This window comes from Bradyrhizobium sp. LCT2 (assembly GCF_009931255.1).
GTDB lineage: Bacteria > Pseudomonadota > Alphaproteobacteria > Rhizobiales > Xanthobacteraceae > Bradyrhizobium > Bradyrhizobium diazoefficiens.
In genome coordinates, this window is the sequence record NZ_CP034432.1 from 6,434,011 (window position 1) to 6,450,026 (window position 16,016).

At 65.0% G+C, this 16,016-nt stretch carries 15 protein-coding genes; 5 read left to right on the top strand and 10 right to left on the bottom strand.

Going from position 1 to position 16,016, the window contains the following annotated elements:
- Positions 1-28: 28 nt before the first annotated feature.
- The 3 genes from EI171_RS30790 (at position 29) to EI171_RS30800 (ending at position 2,029) form a co-directional block, all read left to right on the top strand.
- A complete protein-coding gene (locus EI171_RS30790; protein WP_161535543.1) occupies positions 29-1,111 on the top strand; it encodes an LLM class flavin-dependent oxidoreductase in 1,083 nt (360 codons plus the stop codon).
- A 55-nt stretch (positions 1,112-1,166) separates the two neighbouring features.
- A complete protein-coding gene (locus EI171_RS30795) occupies positions 1,167-1,661 on the top strand; it encodes a flavin reductase family protein (protein WP_060911395.1) in 495 nt (164 codons plus the stop codon).
- A 68-nt stretch (positions 1,662-1,729) separates the two neighbouring features.
- A complete protein-coding gene (locus EI171_RS30800) occupies positions 1,730-2,029 on the top strand; it encodes a hypothetical protein (RefSeq protein WP_060913022.1) in 300 nt (99 codons plus the stop codon).
- Positions 2,030-2,040: 11 nt separating this feature from the next.
- On the opposite strand, the gene EI171_RS30805 is transcribed toward EI171_RS30800, so the two are convergent.
- From EI171_RS30805 to EI171_RS30815, 3 genes are read right to left on the bottom strand one after another with little or no spacing between them, the layout of a single operon-like run.
- Entirely contained in the window at positions 2,041-2,481 is a 441-nt protein-coding gene (locus EI171_RS30805) for a RidA family protein (RefSeq protein ID WP_161535544.1), read from the bottom strand.
- 18 nt (positions 2,482-2,499) lie between these two features.
- Positions 2,500-3,678 carry an acyl-CoA dehydrogenase family protein gene (locus EI171_RS30810; protein WP_161535545.1) on the bottom strand — a complete coding sequence of 393 codons (1,179 nt, stop codon included), beginning with the start codon at positions 3,676-3,678 and terminating at the stop codon, positions 2,500-2,502.
- A gap of 16 nt (positions 3,679-3,694) precedes the next feature.
- Positions 3,695-6,013, bottom strand: coding sequence for a bifunctional salicylyl-CoA 5-hydroxylase/oxidoreductase (locus tag EI171_RS30815; RefSeq protein ID WP_161535546.1), 2,319 nt, complete (start codon positions 6,011-6,013; stop codon positions 3,695-3,697).
- Between the two features lie 291 nt (positions 6,014-6,304).
- Here EI171_RS30815 and EI171_RS30820 point away from each other — a divergent pair, with 291 nt between their 5' ends.
- Positions 6,305-6,811: a MarR family winged helix-turn-helix transcriptional regulator gene (locus tag EI171_RS30820; protein ID WP_011086218.1), complete on the top strand. Its 507-nt coding sequence runs from the start codon at positions 6,305-6,307 to the stop codon at positions 6,809-6,811.
- Positions 6,812-6,824: 13 nt separating this feature from the next.
- On the opposite strand, the gene EI171_RS30825 is transcribed toward EI171_RS30820, so the two are convergent.
- The 7 genes from EI171_RS30825 to EI171_RS30855 are packed head-to-tail and all read right to left on the bottom strand — an operon-like array spanning position 6,825 to position 14,214.
- The gene (locus tag EI171_RS30825) at positions 6,825-8,489 is read right to left on the bottom strand and encodes an ATP-dependent acyl-CoA ligase (RefSeq protein ID WP_246740306.1); all 1,665 of its coding nucleotides are present in this window, start codon (positions 8,487-8,489) and stop codon (positions 6,825-6,827) included.
- Positions 8,490-8,498: 9 nt separating this feature from the next.
- The gene (locus EI171_RS30830) at positions 8,499-9,656 is read right to left on the bottom strand and encodes an ABC transporter substrate-binding protein (RefSeq protein ID WP_161535547.1); all 1,158 of its coding nucleotides are present in this window, start codon (positions 9,654-9,656) and stop codon (positions 8,499-8,501) included.
- Between the two features lie 57 nt (positions 9,657-9,713).
- On the bottom strand, positions 9,714-10,496 hold the full coding sequence (locus EI171_RS30835) for a cyclase family protein (RefSeq protein WP_161535548.1): 783 nt from the start codon (positions 10,494-10,496) through the stop codon (positions 9,714-9,716).
- A 34-nt stretch (positions 10,497-10,530) separates the two neighbouring features.
- A complete protein-coding gene (locus EI171_RS30840) occupies positions 10,531-11,772 on the bottom strand; it encodes an SDR family NAD(P)-dependent oxidoreductase (RefSeq protein ID WP_161535549.1) in 1,242 nt (413 codons plus the stop codon).
- Positions 11,769-12,947 carry a thiolase family protein gene (locus tag EI171_RS30845; protein WP_060911389.1) on the bottom strand — a complete coding sequence of 393 codons (1,179 nt, stop codon included), beginning with the start codon at positions 12,945-12,947 and terminating at the stop codon, positions 11,769-11,771. The genes EI171_RS30840 and EI171_RS30845 overlap by 4 nt, the downstream gene beginning before the upstream one ends.
- 16 nt (positions 12,948-12,963) lie before the next feature.
- Positions 12,964-13,401, bottom strand: a complete 438-nt coding sequence (locus EI171_RS30850; protein WP_060911388.1) for an organic hydroperoxide resistance protein — start codon at positions 13,399-13,401, stop codon at positions 12,964-12,966.
- Between the two features lie 21 nt (positions 13,402-13,422).
- The gene (locus EI171_RS30855; RefSeq protein ID WP_060911387.1) at positions 13,423-14,214 is read right to left on the bottom strand and encodes an aspartate/glutamate racemase family protein; all 792 of its coding nucleotides are present in this window, start codon (positions 14,212-14,214) and stop codon (positions 13,423-13,425) included.
- 631 nt (positions 14,215-14,845) lie between these two features.
- Between EI171_RS30855 and EI171_RS30860 the strand changes: the two genes are divergently transcribed.
- The gene (locus EI171_RS30860; RefSeq protein ID WP_161535550.1) at positions 14,846-15,994 is read left to right on the top strand and encodes an ABC transporter substrate-binding protein; all 1,149 of its coding nucleotides are present in this window, start codon (positions 14,846-14,848) and stop codon (positions 15,992-15,994) included.
- The last annotated feature ends 22 nt before the right edge of the window (positions 15,995-16,016 follow it).

Below are 16,016 nucleotides of genomic sequence, written 5' to 3' on the forward strand. Positions count from 1 at the left end.
GACCACGATCAGGTGGAGGAAGCAACTGATGGAATTCGGCGTATTCATTCTGGCGCAGCAACGCGGCTATCATCAGAGCTCGCAGCAGGTCATCAACAACGCCGTCGAGCAGACCGTTGCCGCCGAGCAGGCCGGCTTCGATACGGCCTGGTATGCCGAGCACCATTTCAACAATTACAGCCTGTGCCCCTCGCCGCTGATGATGGTCGCCCATTGCGCCGGCCTGACCAAGCGCATCCGGCTCGGCTCTGCCGTCTGCGTGTTGCCGCTGTATCACCCGGCGCGGCTGCTCGGCGAAATCGGCTTTGCCGACACCGTCTCGAACGGGCGTCTCGATCTCGGCATCGGCTCGGGCTACCAGAAGTTCGAGTTCGACCGCTTCGGCGTGGACCTCGATCATTCACACGCGCTGTTCGCGGAATTCTACGACGTGCTCCACGCGGGCATGCAGCAGCGCATCTTCTCCTATTCCGGCGAGCACCTGAAGATGCCGCCGACCGCCATCGCGGTGCGCACGGTGCAGAAGCCGATGCCGCCGATTTGGGTCACGTCCGGCCATGGCGAGACGCTCGGCCGCGCCATTCGCGACAACCACAATCTGTTCGTCACTGCGCTGCTGAACGGCCTCGATGCCATCAAGGCCCTGCGCGAACGCCTCGAGGGGATCGCCGCCAACGAAGGCCGCTCCATCGACGGCACGCGCTTCGGCTTCCTGCGCTGCGCCTATGCCAGCGACAATGACAGCGAGATCCAGTCGTATCTGGACAATGCGCGCTTCCAGCGCCGGCTCTCCGAAAGCCTGAAGTTCCGACGCGCCCAGAGCGACGACGGCTATCTGATCAAGGAAGAGGCCGGGCCGAACGACATGAGCCTGGAGACGATGCGGGACAACCTGCCCGTCGGCAGCGTCAACCAGGTGATCGACCGCATGCTGGAAGAGATCAGCATTCTCAGACCGACCCACATCGCGCTTCAGACCCAGCTCGGCGATTTCGACCAGCGCACGATGCTGCGCCAGATCGAGCTATGGGGCAGCAGGATCATTCCCGCGATCCGGAAAGAGCTGAAATCCGGCCGTGGCAAGGTCGCAGGCGAAGCCGTTTCGGCGTAACGCAACCGGCGAGAAGCGAGCCCGGAGGTACGTCATGGGATGTCAGATGTCTCAAATGACCGATTTCCGCTCAGTCGAAGCCGCGGAGTTTCGGCTGGCCATGCGTAACCTCGCGAGCGGCGTCGCAATCGTGGCGACGGGAACAGAGACGGCGCGGCGCGGGCTGACGGTCAGCTCCGTGACCTCGCTGTGCATGGACCCGCCCTGCCTGCTCGTCGGCGTCAATTCGAGCTCCGAAACCCACACCGCCATCCTAGCCAACGGCCGCTTCGGGATCAGTCTCCTCGGCAGCGGGCAGGAAGATCTGGCGCTGCGTTTCGCCGGTGGCGCCAAGGGCATCGACCGCTTCGCGACGGCGCCGTGGGAGCAAGGCGTGCTTGACGTGCCATTGCTCGAGCCTGCGATCGGCGCGCTGGAATGCGTGCTGCACCATCATCAAATGGTCGGCACGCACGGCCTCTTCATCGGCAGGATCGTGGCCACCCGCGGTGGGAACGGCAATCCCCTGGTCAATTTTCAGGGCGCGCTGCGCGCGTTGCCGCAGGGTTAAATGGACTTCAGGCCTGCCGAGGCCGGTACCATCGCGTCCCGGCGCGCCAGAATCAAAGGAGCGGCACCGTGATCATCGAATGCTTCGCCGGCGGCAGCGTCCGACTGGACGAACCGCTCGACTTTCGCAAGTTCAAGCTGGTGTTGCATGCCGGCGCATCGCCGGAAGTGCTGGCCCGGACCGGGATCACGCTTCTTGATGATCGCGATGCGCTCGTCTCGATTGATCTGGTCCCCACCCTGGAGGGCCGCCCCAACGATGCAAGCTGGGATCGGCAATATGCCGAGATGGTAGCCAAGGCCCGCGAGCATGGCTGGATCGATATCCCGCGAAATGCGATCCGGGCCCACGTCGAACCAGCCCTGTAGGCCGCAATCCTTCAGCGCGGAACGACAGCCGTCGCTTCAATCTCGACGCGCGCTGACGGCTCGACAAGACGCACGACCTGAACGAGCGCCATGCTCGGATAGTGGGTGCCGATCACCTCGCGATAGGCTTTGCCGAGCGCCTTGAGATTGGAGACGTATTCGTCCATGTCCACGACATACCAGGTCAGACGAACCAGATGATCCGGCCTTGCGCCGCCTTCGGCCAGGATCGCGACGACGTTCTCGAGCGCCTGGCGGACCTGCGCAACAAATCCATCGCCAAACCGGCCTGAAACGTCCCAGCCGACGACGCCGCCGGTCACGACGAAGCGCCCGTCGGCCATCATGCCGTTCGCATATCCCTTTGGCTGCGGCCAGCCACCTGGCTGGAGCACCTGCAAACCGTTCGCCATGTCGGGCGCCGCTGCGCCCGGCTGTCTCGTCACACTCATCGGCTTCTCTCTATCGTCTCAGCGCGATTTCAGTAAATCACGCGCCACAATCAGTTTCTGAACCTCGGTCGCGCCCTCGTAGATGCGCAACGCCCGGATTTCGCGGTAGAGGCTTTCGACCACCTCACCTTTGCGCACGCCGCGTCCGCCGAACATCTGAACCGCGCGGTCGATGACGCGCTGCGCGGTCTCGGTCGCCGTCAGCTTCGCCATGGCCGCTTCGCGCGTCGTCGGAAGCTTCTGGACATCGCGGCGCCAGGCTGCGCGATAGGTCAGGAGCGCGGCAGCGTCGGTGTCGGTTGCCATGTCGCCGAGCGCGGCCTGGGTCAATTGGAGATCTCCCAGCGTCGCGCCGAACATGCGTCGGCTGCGCGCGTGCGACAGCGCCTCGTCGAGCGCCCGCCGAGCGAAGCCGAGGGCAGCGGCCGCGACCGACGCGCGAAAAATGTCCAGCGTCTGCATCGCCAGCTTGAACCCGCCGCCCGGCGCGCCGAGGCGACGGCTCGCCGGGATCCGGCAATTGGCAAAGCGCAACGTCGCCAGCGGATGCGGCGCGATGACGTCGATGCGGTCGGCGATACCGAAACCAGGATCATCGGGAAAGACGACGAAAGCCGAGATGCCGCGGGCGCCCGGCGCCTCGCCCGTTCGGGCGAACAGCGTGTAGACGTCGGCAATGCCGCCGTTGGAGATCCAGGTCTTCTCGCCGTCGATGACGTAGTCGTCGCCGTCGGCGCGCGCCGCGCAGGACATCGCCGCGACATCCGATCCCGCCTCCTTCTCGGACAGCGCGAAGGCCGCAAGCCATTCGCCGGAGCGAACCTTCGGCAGCACGGCCTTGCGCAGCTCGGCCGAACCGCCGAGCGCGATCGCACCGGAGCCGAGCCCCTGCATGGCGAAGGCGAAATCGGCAAGGCCGTCGGCATAGGCGAGCGACTCGCGCGACAGGCAGATCGAGCGGGAATCGATCGTCGTCGCATCGCCGTCGGGCGCCGCGACCGCGCAATCGAGCACCCCCGCCTCGCCCATCGCGCGCACGAGCTTGCGGCAGGCGCCGTCGACATCGCCGTGATCGATTGTGTCGAGCGCACCCGACTGCACGAAGTGGTCGAGCCGCTCGCCGATCGTGTGATGGCGCGGTTCGAAAAACGGCCAGTCCAGCCAGTCGCGCTTGATGACCTTTGCCACGGCGCTCATCTGATCCCTCCTCCGCTCACTGCGCGCTAGCTGCCGCGGCGCGCGCCAGATTGCTTTCGTATTGCCCCTTGGCGGACAGATACTGCTTCGGCCAATTGACCGACGTGATGCCGATGCGCGCGGCTTCGTGCAGCGTCCAGGCCGGGTCGGCCAGATGCGGCCGCGCAATGGCGCAGAGGTCGGCGCGGCCGGCCGCGAGGATCGAGTTGGCGTGATCGGCCTCGGAGATCGCGCCGACTGCAATGGTCTCGATGCCGACTTCGTTGCGGATCAGGTCGGCGAACGGCGTCTGGAACAGGCGTCCATAGATCGGCCGCTCCTCCTTCCAGACCTGCCCCGACGAACAATCGATCACGTCCGCCCCCGCCTCCTTGAACATCGCGGCGAAGATCGCCGCATCGGCCGGAGTGTTGCCGCCTTCGGTCCAGTCATGGCAGGACAGGCGCACCGACATCGGCCGATCGGACGGCCACGCCGCGCGCATCGCCTTGAACACCTCGAGCGGAAAGCGCGCACGGTTCTCGTGGCTGCCGCCGTATTCATCCATGCGCCGGTTGGTCAGCGGCGACAGGAAGCTCGACAGCAGATAGCCGTGGGCGCAATGGAGCTCGAGCCACTCGACGCCGGCCGACGCCGCACGATGTGTCGCCGCGACGAAATCGTCGCGCACGCGGTCCATGTCGCTGCGGTCCATAGCGCGCGGCAACTGGCTGTGGGGCAGATACGGCAACGCCGACGCGGAGATCAGAGGCCATTCACCGGATTCAAGGGGTTGATCGATCCCTTCCCATGGCACTCTGGTCGCGCCCTTGCGCCCGGCATGGCCGAGCTGGATTCCGACCTTGGCGTGTCCCAGGCTGTGGATCAGGCCAACCAGTCGGCGCCACTGCGCCTCTTGCGCATCGTTCCAGAGCCCGAGGCAACCCGGCGTGATCCGCGCATCCGGCGAAACGCAGGTCATCTCGGCAAAGATCAGCGCAGCGCCACCCATGGCGCGCGCGCCGAGATGGGCGATGTGGAAGTCGTTGATGAGCCCGTCCTCAGCCGAATACATCGCCATTGGCGACACCATGATGCGGTTCGCGAGCGAAAGGCCGCGCACGCGGTGCGGCGTCAGCATCGGCGGCAGCACCCGCTCGCCGTCCTTGACAGCGATGCCCGAGCGCGCGGCGAACCAGCGCTCAAAACCTTCCAGCCAGGTGCGGTCGCGCAAACGAAGGTTTTCGTGGCTGATGCGCTGGGAGCGCGTCAGCATCGAATAGAAGAATTGCGGCGGCTCGAGCGTATCGGCATAGCGCCGGCCGACCACCTCAAACCATTCCATGGCGTTGCGCGCCGCGTTCTGGATGCGCGCCACGTCGACGCGGCGCACCTCCTCATACGCTTCCAGCACGGTTTCGATGCCGGCGCGGCCGTGACCGTGGCGATCGAACTGATTGGCGAGCTCGATGGCGTCGTCGAGCGCGAGCTTGGTACCCGACCCGATCGCGAAATGCGCGGTGTGCGCGGCGTCTCCCATCAGCACGACATGAGACTTGCCGTTGAACACGCTCCATTTGCCGCAGATCAGGCGGCTGAAATTGAGCCAGGCCGAGCCGCGCAGATGGCGGGCGTTGGTCAGGAGCTTCGCGCCATCGAGCGTCTCGGCGAAGATCTTTTCGCAGAAATCGATCGAGGCCTGCTGATCGAGCTCGCCAAGCCCGTGGGCATTGTAGGCTTCTTCCGTGGTCTCGACGATGAAGGTCGAGGTCTCCGCGTCAAACTTGTAGATGTGCGCCTGGAACCAGCCGTGCTCGGTCCTCTGAAAATCGAACGTGAAGGCGTCGAACGCCTTCTTGGTGCCGAGCCAGATGTAGCGGTTCGGCCGGATCACCATGTCGGGCTGGAATTGCTCGGCATAGCGCGCGCGGATTCTGGAATTGACGCCGTCGCAGGCGACGATCAGGTCGGCCTCGGGAAATTCGAGATCGGACTCGACGTCGCGCTCGAAGACGAGCTCGACACCCAGCGCCTCGCAGCGCCTCTGAAGAATATTGAGCAGATGCTTGCGCCCGATACCGATGAAGCCATGGCCGGTCGTGCGCTGGCGCGTGCCCTTGAAGACGAGCTCGATATCGTCCCAGTGATTGAAGGCGTCCTCGATCTCGGTCGCGCTCTCGGGGTCGGCAAGGCGCATCGCGGTCATCATGGCATCGGAGAACACGACTCCCCAGCCGAACGTATCGTAGGGCTTGTTGCGCTCGACGACCGTGACGACGTGATCCGGATGCCGGCGCTTCATCAGCAGGCCCAGATAGAGACCCGCCGGGCCGCCGCCGATACAGACTATGCGCATGATCCCTCGCTTTCGCGCGCCGCGCCGTGTGCCTGAGCTCTCGCTCGAATTATTTTAAGCATAAAGTATTTTGTCGGCATGGGCCTTGTCAAGGTGGGTTCTGCAAGGAGCCTGGGCGACGCGCCCGGCGCCACCGCGCCGATCTTGAGATACAATGCAAAGTGGACACGGCAGAGCCAATTCCGAGGCACCCGGGCTCAGCCTTGAATTTACTTTTGGCACGAACTATCTTGCGGGCATCCACGAGAGCTGCACCAGCTTTCATCAGGCCACCAAGCCCGGGAGATTCGATTGGCGCTCGCGAAGGAGTCCACGCCTGTTTCAGCCAGGAATGGAGCGGATCAGGAGGCCGAGTACAGGGCTCAAACGCGAGTCTGGCTCCGGCTGCTCGCCTGCACGACCCTGATCGAGGGGGAGCTGCGGCGCCGGTTCCGTGAAGAGTTCGATTTTACCATGCCCCGCTTCGATGTTCTCGCCCAGCTCGACCGCGAGCCGAGCGGACTCGTGCTGGGAGAGCTGCCCAAGCGCCTGATGGTCTCGGCCGGGAACCTCACGCCGATCGTGGACCGCCTGGTCGCGGATGGATACATCACCCGCACAGCGTCGAACCTCGACCGCCGCGTGCAGATCGTCTGTATGACGGTCGAAGGCCGCAAGACCTTCAGGCGAATGGCCAAGAGCCACGGCGCATGGCTCGCCGAGCTGCTGGCGGATTTCCCGGCGGACCGGTTCGACGGATTGATCGGCGAGCTCGACGACCTCAAGGGCGCCGTCAGGGACGCGCTGCAAAAACCCTGAGCGGACGCGACGGTCAGCGTCGCAACCTCACTCCGGCCGCCTCGCGATCCCATGTGTCCGTGGTGACGCCGGCGTCACGCAGCACGCCCTTCTTGATCTTGCCGTTCTCCGTCAGCGGCATCTGGCTCAGAATGCGCACATAGCGCGGGATGGCGAAATAGGCGATCTGCCCTTCGCAATGCCCGACGATGTCGACGGGCTCCAGCGATTGGCCCGGCTCCAGCAGGATCGCAGCCGCAACCTCGTCCTCTCCCAATTCCGACGGCAGCGGGTAGATCGCGCAAGCGGCGACCGCGGGATGGGACTGGATGGTCTGCTCGACCTCCCACGAAGATACGTTCTCGCCACGCCTGCGGATCGAATCCTTCATGCGGTCAATGAAGCGATAGTGTCCGTCAGCATCCCGGACGACCCGATCGCCCGAGTGAAACCACAGATTTCGCCACGCCTCGACCGTTTTCTCCGGCATGCCGAAATAGCCGGTGGCGAAAGCAAAGGGCTCTTTTGCGCGAAGCAGCAGCTCCCCGGCCTGTCCGTCAGCAAGCGCTGAATCATTTTCGTCGACGATCCGCGCCTCGATCCCGTCGGCGAGATAGCCCATCGTCCCTGGACGATCGGATGGGATCGTTCCTGCAAACACGAAATTGGTCTCGGTCGAGCCGTAGCCGTCGACCAGCGGCACGCCAAACCGGTCCAGGAACTGACCGTGGATTTGCGGCGGCACACCGCCGCCAAGCGCAACGCGAAGACGATGCGCCGAATCGTTCGCATTCTTCGGCTGCGCCAGAAGCATCGATGCCATCGCACCGAGCAGATAGCCGACCGTCGCATTGTGCCGTTGCGCGGCGGCCCAGAAGCCGGAGGCGGAGAACTTCGGCTCCAGCACATAGGTGCATCCGTTCAGGAGCGCCTGATAGAACGCATTCAGCGCGTTGGTGTGGAACAGCGGCAGCGTCGTGAACAGCACATCGCCCTCGCGGATGCCGAGCGCCCGCGCCGAATAGATGCCCCACCAGAACAGTTGCGCCTGCGGACAACACACACCCTTTGCGGGCCCCGTGGTGCCGGATGTGTAGAGGATCGCAACGGTGTCGCCGGGGCGCACGGCGCCCGCCGGGGCCGCGGCCCCGAGGGCCGGCAATGGTAGCGCGGAAAGCCCGGCATCGACCGCCCCGCCGGCAGCTCCGACGATCCAGGTCCGAGGCGGCAGCTCGACACCCGCCTCGACAGTCTCGATCGCGGTAACGAACTGAGCCTCGACGACAAGGAGCGCAGGACGCGAGTTGCGGAAGATGTGGGAGAGCTGGAAGCCGCGGAGCGCGGTATTGATCGGAACCGCGATAGCCCCGAGCCACGCACAGCCGAGGTAGACCTGCAAAAACTCCGGGCGGTTCGAACACATCAGCGCGACCCGATCGCCCGGCTTGATCCCCGCATCGACGAGCGCCTGGGCCGCCGCGGCGGCGATCGCCGAAGTCTGTGCAAAGGTCCAGCGCGTCTCGCCCGCGACCAGCAGGACGCGATCGCCATAGCGTTCCGCCTGCCGCGTGAGGATGGTGGAAAGGATCCGCTCCGACGGTGGAAACGACGTCACCGCGCGCACCCAGGCCGGCGTCACGTTCTCCTGTCCGGCCGCTGCGCCGGCGTTCGCCGGCGCCTCGTTTTCCGTCACGATCATGCTTCCGCCTCAGGGCAACAGCTTGTATTTGCCGTCCTCGATCTGGACCAGGATGCGCGAGCGATCGTCGACGCCATGCCGATCCGCTGGCGTATAGGTGTAGACGCCCTGCGTCCCCACGACCTCCTTGGTCGTGAACAGCGCCTGACGAAGCGCGGTCCGAAATTCCGGCGAGCCGGGCTTGGCGCCGGTTGCCATCGCACGCTTGGCGGCATCGGCGAACACCAGCCAGCCGTCGAAGGAATAGGACGAGAATGAATCCGTCGGCGCCTCGCCGTTGGCCTTCTCGAAGGCCGCACGGAAATCCAGCGCAACCTTCTGAATCGGATTGCTGGCGGGAAGCTGCTCCGCCGCGGTCACCGGTCCGGTCGGACAGATGATGCCGTTGGCGGCCTTGCCGGCAAGACGGAGGAAATCGGCACTGATCATGCCGTGATTGCCGTAGAGCGGCCCCTTGTAGCCGCGCTCGGACAGCGCGATGACCGGCAGCGCACCGGGCGTTCCCGTTCCACCCAGCATGATCGCATCGGGACGCGCGGCGATCGCGCGCAGCACCTGGGCCGTGACCGAAGAGTCCGAACGCGCGTAGCGCTCATTGGCGATCACCTTGATGTCCGCCGACTTGGCGGCCAGCACCAGGGAATCGTAGAAGAGGTCACCTAACGCGTCGGAGAAGCCGATGAAGGCGACGCTCTTCAATCCCTTCGCCTTCATGTTGTCGACGATGCCCTGCAACAGCAGCGGCGTCGGTTGCGGCGTCTGCACGACCCAGGGACCGCCCTCGCCCGGCGGCACCGGCGCGATCGGGGACACCGCGATCATCGGAATCTTCATCTCGATAGCCGCAGTCGCCATTGCGAGCGTCTGGGGCGCACCGGACGTGCCAATGAGGACATCGACTTTTTCCTGCTCGACGAGTTTGCGGGCATTGCGCGCCGACGACGTCGGATCGGAGCCGTCATCGAGCTGGATGACCCGCACCTTCTCGCCGCCGATCTCACCGACATAGGCCTGGCCCGCCGCGATCCCCTTCGCGTTCGGAATCCCAATCGACGACACCGGCCCACTGAGACCGGTGACGAAGCCGACGAGAATATCGGCTTGCGCAATGTGCGGGACGGCAAGAAGCAACGCAGTGGAGGCCAGCAGACTCTTGATCAAGTTCATGGCACCTGTCCTTCGTGAGAATGTCTTGTTCCGATTGGCAAGCGCCATGGATTCAGTTCAGGTTGACGAAACCAGCGCGATGACGCGAAGCGGACTGCCGGAGCCGTTCTGGATCTTCAGCGGCGAGGCGACGATGACAGCCCCGGTGGCCGGAAGCTGATCCAGGTTGCACAGGCATTGCAGGCCGTAGCGACCCGCGCCGTGCAGGAAGTGATGCGCCGGATAAGGCGGCTCGAAATGGCCGGCCTGCCCTGCATCCGTGCCGATGGTCTCGGTGCCAAATCCGATGACGCCGCGCTCCTCCACCAGCCACTTCATGACATCAGGGTTCGGGCCCGGCGTGTGCGCGCCGTCATCCCTGAGATTGGAATAGTCGCGCCAACCCTTCTTCGACCAGTCGGTCCGCAGCAGCGCCCAGTTCCGCTCGGGGATCCGGCCGTGCTTGGCTTCCCAGGCTTCCACGAGCGGGACGGTCAGCAGGAAATCGGGATCCTGCGCCGCCTGCGCGGAGCAGTCGATGACGCAGGCCGGCGCGATCATGTCCTTGGCCGGCATCGTGTCGACGGCATTGTTCGGCAGGCTCTTGCCGGTGAACCAGTGAATCGGCGCGTCGAAATGCGTGCCGGTGTGCTCGCCGAACGTGACATTGTTCCAATACCAGGCCGGGCCGCGACCGTCGTATCGCGAGATTTCCTGGATGCGGACCGGCGCCGCCTGGCCGAACTCCGGCGGCAGCACGATGACCGGAAAGTCCGGACTGAGCGTGAAAGTCAGATCGACGACGCGCACCGCGCCGGAAGAAATCGCACCCGCCAGCTCCAGGAGATTGTTGCTTTGCATCGTCACGTCCTCCGGCTTGGTTGAAATCTCGATGTCACCTGTCGAGCTCGCGCTCGAGCGCTTTCGGATTGGCCGCGAGACGTTGCCGTATCTCTTCGGCGACATCTCCGACATACATCTCCTCGAGCCCGCCTCTCAGCCCCGATACGATCGCCTGCGCGATGGCGCGCGGCGCGACCTTCGGCGGCGGCACGGTCTGAAACCATTCGGTGTCGACAGGCCCGGTGAACAGATTCATCACCTTGACGCCGCCGGGCCTGAGCTCGGCACGAAGGCAGTGCGAGAGCGACAGGCACGCCGCTTGCGAGGCAGAGTAGGCGCCAAAGGCAGGCCAGTTCGCCAGCGCATAGACCGAGAGAATGTTGACCCACGCGGCGCTGTTATTGATGCCATCGGCTCCCCGCATCCGCATGCCGGGGCCAAAGGCCTGCGCGAGGTTGATGAAGCCGAGATAGGCCTGGTCGATCTCGTCCCGTGCGATGCTCGTGCCCCTGCGGTCGAGCAGGCCGCCCGGCCGCACATATTCCGTCGTGTTGACGAGGATATCGACCTTGCCGCCGATGTCGGCGGCGAGATCAGCTGCGGATTTCTCGTCGGCCGCATCAAGGGTCACGATTTCGATCCCGTCCTGACCGCGCAGCAGATTCTCGCCGGCGAAAGGCCGCCATGGTTCGGCAACACCGACGAAGACCGTCTTGGCGCCTGCCGCCTTCAATGCGGCGACGGCTTCCTGGCCGATCACGCTGCGGCCGTTGGTCACGAGCACGCGCCGGAATTTCGGATCGGCCGTCATTTCCCGCCACTGCTTGTCGTCTGCCATGTTGGGAGTCTCCCCCTCGGGATGGGCAAAAGCCACCGCCTGGCCGCTCTTGTCGAGTTGAAACGACATGCGGACGGGCGCGCCCTCCGCGGCGTCGGCATGGAGATGTGCGACGATCGTCGGACCGCAGTCCATCTTGACGAGGCCGATGCGCCAGGGCGCCCGTTCGCGGAAATAGACGTCGCTCGGCACGCGTGCCGTCGTTTCCGCGAGAAGGACGCCTCGTCGTGGCGCATCGGCGAACGCGAGGTTGGCCGACAGGCAAGACGGACAAGCCTCCCGCGCGGGATAGGCGAAGGCACCGCAGGCATCACACTGCTGCAGCATGAAGCGGCCTTCGGCGGCTGCCCGCGTGAACCCATGCGACGTCCTGCTGCGCGGTCGCGGTGGCGAAGCAGGCAGCCGCGTCCGCAGCAGCGGGTTCTTGCGCCGGGGCGGCTTGATCGGCTCTATCATCGCGACGGCCCTGCAAAGATCGCGGCGCCCGAGGCGAGACCGCGGTCGTAATTGATCATACCGAACCCCGAGGCCAAGGCGAGGTTCGCATTCCTGACCTGGGTGGAGCCTGCAGTCCCCAGAACCTGCCGCAGCCCTTCGACGAGGCCGAGATAGGCGCCGGCCGCGCCGGCCTGCCCGGCCGAGAGTTGTCCGCCCGAGGTGTTGTGCGGAAAGTCGCCATCGATGGTGAGATCGTGCTGGCGCACGAACTCGGCCCCCTCCCCCTTCTTGCAGAAGCCGAGATCCTCGAACTGCATCATCGTGATGACGGGATAGTCGTCATAGGTCTGCACGACATCGAGATCATCAGGCTTCACGCCGGCCATCGCATAGAGTTCGCCGATGTCCATCGCCCAGCCGCCGCGCACCTGCATCGGATCGTCGGCGAAGGCATTGTGCCGCTCGATCGTCGACAGCAGTCGCGCCGCAGGCAGCCCCAGCGATGCCGCGGTATCTTCGCGCATGACGAGGAACGCTTCCGCGCCGGCGCAGGGCATCACGCAGTCGAACAGGTGGATCGGATCGGAGATCGGCCGGGCCGCGAGATACTGTTCGAGCGTCAACGGTGCCTTCATCAATGCGTGCGGGTTGCGCAGCGCATTGGCGCGCTGGGCGACCGCGATCCTGCCGACATCCTCCCGCGTGACGCCGAAGGTGCGCATATAGTTGCGCGCGATCAGCGCGAAGCTCGCATTGGCGCCGCCCGCGCCATAGGGATAGACGGCATCCTGGTTGAAGCGCGAGAAATTCTCGAGCGTCAGCCGGAAGGAATCGACGTGGTTGGTGTCACCCGCCACGCACGCCACGATGTCGGCGTCATGGGCCTGAACCGCGCGCGCCGCCTTTCGCAATCCCGCGACCGCGCTGGCGCCGCCGAGCGGGATCGTATCCAGCCATCGCACGCAGAGCCCGAAGTGCTGCGTCAATCCGATCCCGCTGTCAGTCCCCATGGTGAAGCTGGAGACGCACAGACCGTCGATGTCGGAGGCTTTGATGCCGGCCTGCGCGAAGAGCGCGCTGAGCGCACGGCCGATCCACCACTGCGCGCTTTCGATGGAGTAGCGCACATAGGGAATCGTGACGGGAGCCGCAATCACGACGCCGTCGTACGGTGTGCGTAAGGAATTGGTCACCGAGCGCCCGCCTCGTTCATCCGCCTGAGACCACCGTCAGTTTCACGGCAATATTGCCGCGGGTTGCGTTCGAATAGGGGCAACGCTCGTGCGCGCCGGCGACGACCTCTTCGGCCACAGATTTCTCGACACCCGGCAGGTTGACTTTCAGTTCAACGGCGAGCGCATATCCGACGGGGACCGGCCCCATTGCAACCTTCGCGGTCACCGAGGGCTCGGCGGATGGCGCGACCTTGCGGGTGCGCGCGACCAGCTTGACCGCACCGAGAAAGCACGCGGCATAGCCGGCCGCAAAGAGCTGCTCGGGATTGGTGCCCTCGCCGCCGGGGCCGCCCAGCGATTTCGGCACGGACAGCAAGACCGACAGCCGATCGTCAGTGCTGGCGGCCTTGCCATCCCGACCTCCGGTCGCTGTCACCTCGGTCTCGTACAGGATCTTTTCGGGAGTCATCATGGCTGGTTCTCCAAGGCTGGTTCACCGGGACTGGCGGCTGTTGCGGGCGAGAAGTGCGCGAAAATCGTCGCGCGCCTGTGCGCTGGCCCGCTTGAAGCTCGGCCCGCGGCTGGGCTCGGTGCCATTGAGCTTCCGGAGCTGCACCCACATCTCCGCACTCTTCAGGGCCACGGCCGCGCAGTTGACCACGGGCGCGTGGCCGACCTTCAGGCCATGCTCCCTGCCGATCAGGAGGCCCGGCAGCACACCGGCGGGGATCACGACGTCGGCGCCGCGCTCGACCAGCGGACGTGCGCAGGCGACAAAATCCGCGATCATGCGGGCTTGCGCGGCCTGATCTCCGGCGAACGCATCGGCGAAATCCGCCGGCTTGCAGCCAAGGCCCGTCACGTGGACCACGCGATCGCCGAGACCATAGCGCTCGGCCTGCTCGTAATGCCAGACCTCGAAGACAGGATCGAGCGTCACAAGGCCTAATCGCCGGCCGAGCTGCGAGGCCGCCAGCAACGTCGCCTCGCCGGTCCCGATCACGGGAATGTCGAGCGTCGAGCGCAGCTCGTAGAGACCCGGATCCTGGAAGTGCCCCATGACGAAGGCGTCGAACCCGCCCTCCTCGGCCGCGATGCCATTGTCGATCGCCTGGACGGCACAGCGCAATTCCGCAAGCCGCCCGAACTCGCGGTCCGGCGGCGTAATGCCCTCGACATGAACTGTCGTGCCGGATGCGGCGATGTTGTTGAGGTACTCCGACAGCCGCGCCATGTAGGGCGCGTTCACGCTCGCATCAACGAAGCTCTGCCAGAAGATGCGCATCGTCCTTCTCCTCAAGCGGTGATCGGAGGATCGGTCGTCGGCTGCCGATGAATATATTTCAATCATAAACTAATTCGCGCGTCAAATGCACGCCGCGGCGCCGGCGACGGCCACCGCTACGGCAAGGCAGGCACGGCCTTTTCGTCCAATCGAATGGCAAAGAAGCGCCGCGCTCTGGCGAAATTGTATGCAACGACATTTTTTTCTGACAGCACCGTGACACGTGTTGACGGCCCTACCGATAATACTTTAGGCTTTAAGTAATTCCTCGCCGGTCAAGGACCGGTGGCCATGACAATGATGTTGCAGGGCACCGATTTTGAGAGACTCGATCGTGTGGACAGTCGCCGTGCTCGAACAGCCGGCAGCAGCAGCACCGCCGGTCGCGCATCGCGGCAGGGCCAACGACCTTTCATTGCTTCAGAAAAAGCCCGCCCGCATTCGCCGATGGGCTCGTTGTTCGAACGGCAACCAGGGCCATGGCTGCTGACGCCCGCCCGAGCAAACTCTCTTCGGCCGCGCCCGGAATTTGGCGCTGCAGCAATGCTTTCAATCGGTTCGTTCGTCGTTCGGGCTCCCCGCGCGGCGGCATCAAGGCATTCCTATCCAGCATCAACGGAGGAGAACGCAAATGCGCAAGACTCTGAGCCTACTTGCACTTGTCGCCGGCGTCTTCGCAGCCCCGGCTGCGCAGGCCGACATCACGATCGGCTTCGTCACCTCGCTCAGCGGCAACGGCTCGTCGATCGGAATCCCCTATGGGCGGGGCATCAACGCCGCCTATGAATACAAGAAGACCATCAACGGCGAGACCATTCGCCTGATCCAGCTCGACGACGGCTCCGACCCGTCGGCCGCGACCCGCAATGCGCGCAAGCTGGTGGAGGAAGAGAAAGTCGACCTCCTGATCGGCACCGCGACGGCCCCCTCGACCATCGCCATGGCGGCCGTGGCGAGCGAGCTGAAGGTGCCGATGATCGCGGTCTCGCCGATCGCCAAATTGCCTGATACGCCGGAGCAGTGGGTGGTGTCGGTGCCGCAGCCGGCTTCACTCCTCGTCAAGATCGTCGCCGACCGCATGAAGCGCGACGGCATGAAGAACATCGGCTATATCGGCTTCTCCGACGCGTGGGGCGACCTCGTCTACAACGGCGCCAAGGCCGCCGAAGCCGCCGGCGACATCAAGGTCCAGACCAACGAGCGCTATGCCCGCACCGACACCTCGGTCACCGCGCAAACCCTGAAGGTGCTTGCGGCGCGGCCGGACGCCGTGCTGGACGGCGGCTCGGGCACCCAGGGCGCGCTGCCTCTGCTCAGCCTCGCCGAACGCGGCTTCAAGGGAAACACCTACGGTACCGTCGCGCTGGTCAATCCGGACTTCGTCAACGTCGGCGGCAAGGCGGCCGACGGCATTCAGGTCTCCGCGGGTCCCGTGATCGTCGCCGAGCAGCTTCCCGACGAGCACTTTGCCAAGAAGATCGCGCTGGATTTCCGCAGCGTCTACCAGAAGACCCATAACATCCCGACCACGGACGGCTTCTCCGCCTACTCCTTCGACGCCTGGCTGATCTTCGCCAACGCCGCCGAGCGCGCGCTCAAGATCGCCAAGCCCGGAACGGCGGAATTCCGCTCGGCGCTGCGGGACGCGATCCTCAGCACCAAGGAGCTGCCGGGCGTGCATGCCGTCTACAACTTCAAGCCCGGTGCGGTTACCGGCGTCGACGAACGCGCGCTCGTCGTGGTGCGGCTGACCGGCGGTGCCTGGAAGTACGCGCCGTAGTCGGAAGGCGGCAGACAGTCAG